We start from the raw sequence: 5,206 nt of genomic DNA, 5'->3' as shown, positions 1-5,206 counted from the left end.
GGCCAGCATCACCAGCAGGTCGATGCCGATGAACACGCCGCCCAGCAGGGCGTATTGCGGCGCCTGCGGCTGGCGAGCATCGACGAACTGAGGCAGGAAGGCGGCAAAGAAGAACACCGCCTTGGGGTTGGACAGGGCCACGGCCAAGCTGCGCAGCAGGGCGACGCCGCGCTGCGCTTCGTCCTGGGGCGCCTGGGCAAGCGCAGCGCGCAGATCGGTCGTCGGTGCACGCCACATCTTCAGGCCCAGCCAAGCCAGGTACAGCACACCCGCCGCACGCAGCGCGTCGAACAGCCATTGCGAGGCCGCCAAGAGCGAACCCAGTCCCAGTGCCACCACGGCGATGACGGCGGCGCTGCCGAGACAGGCGCCTGCGATGCCCCAGGCCGCTCGGCGCATGCCGCCAGCCATGCCGTTGGACAGGGCGAGCAGCATGGTCGGTCCGGGTATCACCGCGATGGCCACGCAGGCCAGGGCGTAGAGGAGCAGCGTCTCTGCGGTCATGGGGCGTCGGCCCGGGGCGCGCGTGCGGCGCGCGCGCGCGCCAAGGCTTCTTCGACGATCCGGCGTTTGCGGGCGTCGGTCGCTGCGGTGCTGCTGTTGGCCGCAGGCAGGGCGTCGATGGCGGCCGGCCGGGAGACTCCGGCCACGGGCTGCTCGTCGCTCTCAGGGGGGGCAACGCGCCGCTGTCGCGCGGTGTAACGTCGCCGGGCATCGTCAGCCTGCGTCTGCGACCACGCCGCCCATCCGCTCAGGCCGGGCGTGACCACCTCCAGAGCGATGCAGTCCACCGGGCAGACGGGCACACACAGCTCGCAGCCCGTGCAATGCGCCTCGATGACGGTGTGCATCCGCTTGTGGAAGCCCAGGATGGCGTCCGTGGGGCACACCTCGAGACAGCGCGTGCAGCCGATGCACCAGGCCTCGTCGATCACGGCCAGGGTGCGCGGACCTTCGCTGCCGCAGTCCGGGTTCAGCGGGCGCTCGTCACGATCCAGGAGCGCCGCGAGGCGACGCACGCCATCGGCACCGCCCGGCGGACAGCGGTCGATGGCGGCGCTGCCCTCAGCCAGCGCCGCAGCGTAGCCGGCGCAGTCCGGGTAGCCGCACCGGGTGCACTGCGTCTGGGGCAGGGCATCGAGCAGGCGTTCGGTCAGCGTACCGGACATGAGGGAAGGAGGGCGGGCTCAGGCGCTCGTCCGCCGCCGTGCCGGGGCCTTGCGGGCCGGAGCGGGCGAGGGCGACTCGGCCACGCTGGCCGGCGGGGCGGTCTTGCGCACGGCGGCGGGCTTGGCCGTCTTGCGGGCCGGCACCTTGTGGGGCGCAGGAGCGGCCACGGGCACGTCGACGGTCTCGGTGGCCTTCGCCGCAGGCTTGGCCACCACCGCCTTGGCCGCACGTGGGCGCCGGACGTCTTCGGCGGCGAGCGGCGCGTCGTCGCGGGTCTGGGGCTGGTCGTGCGCAGCGATGAAGGCACGGACCTTGGGATAGACCATCTCGCGCCAGCGGCGACCGCTGAAGATGCCGTAGTGGCCTGCACCAGCAACTTCGTAATGTTCGCGGTGCTCCGCCGGGATCTGGGTGCACAGGTCGTGCGCGGCGCGGGTCTGGCCGGAGCCGGAGATGTCGTCCAGTTCGCCTTCCACGGTCAGCAGTGCCGACTGGCGAATGTCCTGCGGCCGTACGCGTTCGATCTGGCCTGCCTCGTTGCGCACGTCCCAGGTGCCATGCACCAGCTTGAATTCCTGGAAGACCGTGCTGATCGTCTCCAGGTAGTAGTCCGCATCCATGTCGAGCACGGCGTTGTACTCGTCGTAGAACTTGCGGTGGGCCTCGGCGCTGGCGTCGTCGCCCTTGACCAGATCCTTGAAATAGTCGTAGTGGCTGGTCGCGTGGCGGTCGGGGTTCATCGCCACGAAGCCGGTGTGCTGCAGGAAGCCGGGGTAGACGCGCCGGCCTTCGCCCGGAAAGCCCTGCGGCACGCGGTAGATGACGTTGTTCTCGAACCACTCGAAGCTCTTGTTCATCGCCAGGTTGTTCACGGCGGTGGGCGAGCGGCGGGCATCGATGGGGCCGCCCATCATCGTCATCGTCAGCGGCGTGGCCTCGCCGCGGCTGGCCATCAGCGAGATGGCGGCCAGTACGGGCACCGTGGGCTGGCAGACGCTCATCACGTGGCAGTTGCCGTATTCGGCCTGCACGTGGCGGATGAACTGCTCCACATCGTTGATGTAGTCGTCCAAGTGGAACTCGCCGTCGGACAGGGGAACGGTGCGCGCGTTCTTCCAGTCGGTGATGTAGACCTTGTGGCCCTGCAGCATGGTGCGCACGGTGTCGCGCAGCAGCGTGGCGTAGTGACCCGACAGGGGCGCCACGATCAGCACGACCGGCTGGCTCTTGAGCGTGGCCAGCACCGCCGGGTCGTCCGTGTAGCGCTTGAAGCGGCGCAGTTGGCAGAAGGGCTTGTCGATCTCCACGATCTCGTGGATCACCACGTCGGCACCGTCCACTTCGACGGACTGGATGCCGAACTCAGGCTTTTCATAGTCCTTGCCCAGCCGATAGAGCAGGTCGTAGCCCGCGGCCACGCGCTGAGCCATGGGCAACTGGCTGAACATGGAGCCGTTGCCGTAGAGCTTGGAGACGGCCCGGGCGAAGTCCGCGAAGGGCTCCATCAGCGAGCGCTGGGCTTCATAGAGGTGATACAGCATGGGGTCTGGGGCGCTAGTTTCGCTGCGTCGCAATATAGCAGCGGGTCCTGACGCGAGGGCGTACGCGCCGTCTGCATCGGCGGCGCTGCGCGGCACAAGTGGCGGATCGGCCGTGAACATGGCCGCGCGCATCAGCCATCGCGAGAAAAACCGGCGGTTCAGCTGCCGACGTAGCGGCCCGGCCGGTGGTTGATCCACAGGAACCCACCCATCACCCCGGCGCCGAGGATCGACCAGCCGACCCGCGAAGGCTCCACCACGAACAGCGCGGCCAGCAGCACGGTGCAGTCGATGGCCAGTTGCACCTTGCCGGCTCGCCAGCCGCGGCGTTCCTGCAGGTAGAGCGAGATGACCGTGGCGCCCCCCAGGCTGGCTCGGTGGCGGGCCAGGAACAGGCAGCCCGTGCCCAGCATCAGGCCCCCGAAGATGGCCGCGAAGGCCGGATGCAGCGCCTGGATCGACACGAATCGGGGGGCCAGCTCAGTCAGCACCGACAACAGCAGCACCGCGGTGAAGGTCTTGACGGTGAATTCGCCGCCCATCTGCTTCCACGCGAAGCCGTAGAAGGGCAGATTCAGCAGGAAGAAGCCCTGTCCCAGCCCGATCCCGGTGGCGTAGTGCAGCAGGAAGGCTGCGCCGGCGGTTCCTCCCGTGAGCAGTCCCGCCTGGCCGAACAGGACCAGCGCCATGGCGACGAACAACGTGCCGGCACACAAGGCCTGAATGTCCTCGAATCGGGAATGACGAAGTGAGGGCAAGGAAGGCCGTCCAGTGATGTCCATGGTGGGATGCTACGCAAGAAGCAGGCCGAATGGGCTTTAGCGGAACAAATTCGCAGATCGCAATCCTGGAATCCAGGACTTGCAAGGGTGGCGGCACGGCGTGCCAGAAATGACCTGCAAGCCAGCGGGCTGCGGCGCCTCAGGCGATGGCTTCGCCTGCTGACACACCTTGGCGTGGCTCGCCCGGTCCCGCGCGACAAGCGGAGCTCGACAGTGACGCCATCCCGCAAGTAAGGCCGGCCGTGGCCTTCTTGTTCAGAGCAGACCATTGAAGGAGTGCGACCGTGATGCTGCAAGTCTCTGCCCGCCAGTCCATGATGAGCACGCCGCCGGCCGACCCGGCGGAACTGCCGGTCCAGCCCGACCGCGGCACGCCGCCGACGCCTGGGCAGCAACCCCCGTCGCCAGTATTGCCGGCCATGCGCGGAAGGGTGTCCTTGCGGATGCGGGTGCATCACTCCTTCATGCGTGCCGCCGCTTTTCGCTGGCGTACCCTCTGAATGGCGTCGTCTCCGCTCTAGGCATCTGCCCAGCCAGCCGGCCTAACAGGTGGCGGGGGCGGACGCAAGCCGGGCCGCTAATGCCGACCGGGCGCTTGTCCGTCGGCAATGCGGCGCGGTACGGGCATTAATATCCTTCCAATGCCACCCCGAGGTGGCTTTCGTTGTCGGCGCGTCGCCGATGTCCTGAATACGAGGGAAGGTATTCCATGTCCGTCACCCAGAATCTCGAAGCCGCCGCCAATGCCGTGGTCGAAGACCTTGCCAGCGATGTCCGCGGCGTTCTGTCCAACAAGGACCTCGAAGGCGTTCCCCAGCTCAAGGCGCTGAAGCAGCGCGTCGATACCAAGCTCGCGATCGCACGGGAACTGGCCGCCGAGAAGAGCAAGGTGGCCGCGAAGAAGGCGAAGGAGGCAGCGCAGACGGCCAATGCCTACGCGCATGATGAGCCCTGGCAGATCGCGGGTGCCGCCCTGGCCGTTGGCGTGCTGGTGGGTCTGTTGATCGGCAGCCGCCGTTGATGGCGCTCACACTCAGTCGCCGTCGGCGTTTTGCCGGAAGGCGGTACGCATGAGTCGTCTGCTCGACATGGTGGGGATAGGACCGCGATGGCGTCGCTGGAAGGCGGCAGGTGCGGAAGCCGCGCTCGGCGTCCATGACCGCGCGCAGCTTGCCGGTCTGGCTTGGCAGGAAGCGCGTGCGCCGCTCGCGCAATCGGCACTTCTCTCGGCACTGCTTGCACTGGTGAGCGTTGTTGTCGGCGTGGTCCTATCGGGTGCCGTGGTCGTCCACTACTGGGATGGTCCGTTTCGCGTCCGAGCGGCCTGGTGGGTGGCTCTGGCATGGGCCATCGTCTGGGTCGTGCTGCTGGCGTTGCTTCTGGCGAGGGTGCGGCAGACATCGCAGGCAGTCCTTCCGCTGACGCAGGAACTGCGGCGCGACCTGACCGGCGGTGCTGACCCCAATGCATCGCCAGCGCCCGCAGCCCCGGCCGATGTCGCGGCAATGCGAGAAGAGGTCCTGGCGCGGATCGCCGAGCAACGCGCGCGTCGCGCGCTGCTGCAGGAGCGCCGTGCGGCCGCGCAGGCCGAAGCCGCTGCACGCGCCGCAGCGCAACCGCCCGCGCAGCCTCTGTCGGCCACCGCCATGCGCATGGCACGTGAGCACCCCGTCGCGACGGGCGCCGCTGCCGCCGCCGTGGTGGCCGTGTTGG

7 protein-coding genes are annotated in these 5,206 nt (G+C 68.3%); 3 read left to right on the top strand and 4 right to left on the bottom strand.

Annotated elements, in window-relative coordinates:
- From QZ772_RS21640 to QZ772_RS21625, 4 genes are all read right to left on the bottom strand, one after another.
- Positions 1–504, bottom strand: a 504-nt coding sequence (locus tag QZ772_RS21640; protein ID WP_295530869.1) for a LysE family transporter, incomplete at its 3' end; no start/stop codon positions are given.
- Positions 501–1,169, bottom strand: a complete 669-nt coding sequence (locus QZ772_RS21635; protein ID WP_295530866.1) for an RnfABCDGE type electron transport complex subunit B — start codon at positions 1,167–1,169, stop codon at positions 501–503. The genes QZ772_RS21635 and QZ772_RS21640, both read right to left, overlap by 4 nt.
- An 18-nt stretch (positions 1,170–1,187) precedes the next feature.
- The gene (phaZ, locus tag QZ772_RS21630) at positions 1,188–2,711 is read right to left on the bottom strand and encodes a polyhydroxyalkanoate depolymerase (protein ID WP_295530863.1); all 1,524 of its coding nucleotides are present in this window, start codon (positions 2,709–2,711) and stop codon (positions 1,188–1,190) included.
- Positions 2,712–2,869: 158 nt separating this feature from the next.
- Positions 2,870–3,493 carry a YitT family protein gene (locus QZ772_RS21625; protein ID WP_295530861.1) on the bottom strand — a complete coding sequence of 208 codons (624 nt, stop codon included), beginning with the start codon at positions 3,491–3,493 and terminating at the stop codon, positions 2,870–2,872.
- Positions 3,494–3,777: 284 nt separating this feature from the next.
- Here QZ772_RS21625 and QZ772_RS21620 point away from each other — a divergent pair, with 284 nt between their 5' ends.
- The 3 genes from QZ772_RS21620 to QZ772_RS21610 form a co-directional block, all read left to right on the top strand.
- Entirely contained in the window at positions 3,778–3,993 is a 216-nt protein-coding gene (locus tag QZ772_RS21620; protein ID WP_155947166.1) for a hypothetical protein, read from the top strand.
- Between the two features lie 209 nt (positions 3,994–4,202).
- On the top strand, positions 4,203–4,514 hold the full coding sequence (locus tag QZ772_RS21615; protein WP_017760725.1) for a DUF883 family protein: 312 nt from the start codon (positions 4,203–4,205) through the stop codon (positions 4,512–4,514).
- A gap of 49 nt (positions 4,515–4,563) precedes the next feature.
- Positions 4,564–5,206: phage holin family protein (locus QZ772_RS21610; protein WP_295530857.1), on the top strand; the 643-nt coding region annotated here is incomplete at its 3' end.

It is taken from the genome of uncultured Pseudacidovorax sp. (genome assembly GCF_913773995.1).
GTDB lineage: Bacteria > Pseudomonadota > Gammaproteobacteria > Burkholderiales > Burkholderiaceae_C > Xenophilus.
Note: the sequence above shows the minus strand (reverse complement) of the source record. Positions and strands in the feature narration are given on the sequence as shown.

Coding starts and splice junctions, on each gene's coding strand:
- QZ772_RS21635 (WP_295530866.1), bottom strand. CDS start 1,169: ATGTCCGGTACGCTGACCGAACGCCTGCTCGATGCCCTGCCCCAGACG.
- phaZ (WP_295530863.1), bottom strand. CDS start 2,711: ATGCTGTATCACCTCTATGAAGCCCAGCGCTCGCTGATGGAGCCCTTC.
- QZ772_RS21625 (WP_295530861.1), bottom strand. CDS start 3,493: ATGGACATCACTGGACGGCCTTCCTTGCCCTCACTTCGTCATTCCCGA.
- QZ772_RS21615 (WP_017760725.1), top strand. CDS start 4,203: ATGTCCGTCACCCAGAATCTCGAAGCCGCCGCCAATGCCGTGGTCGAA.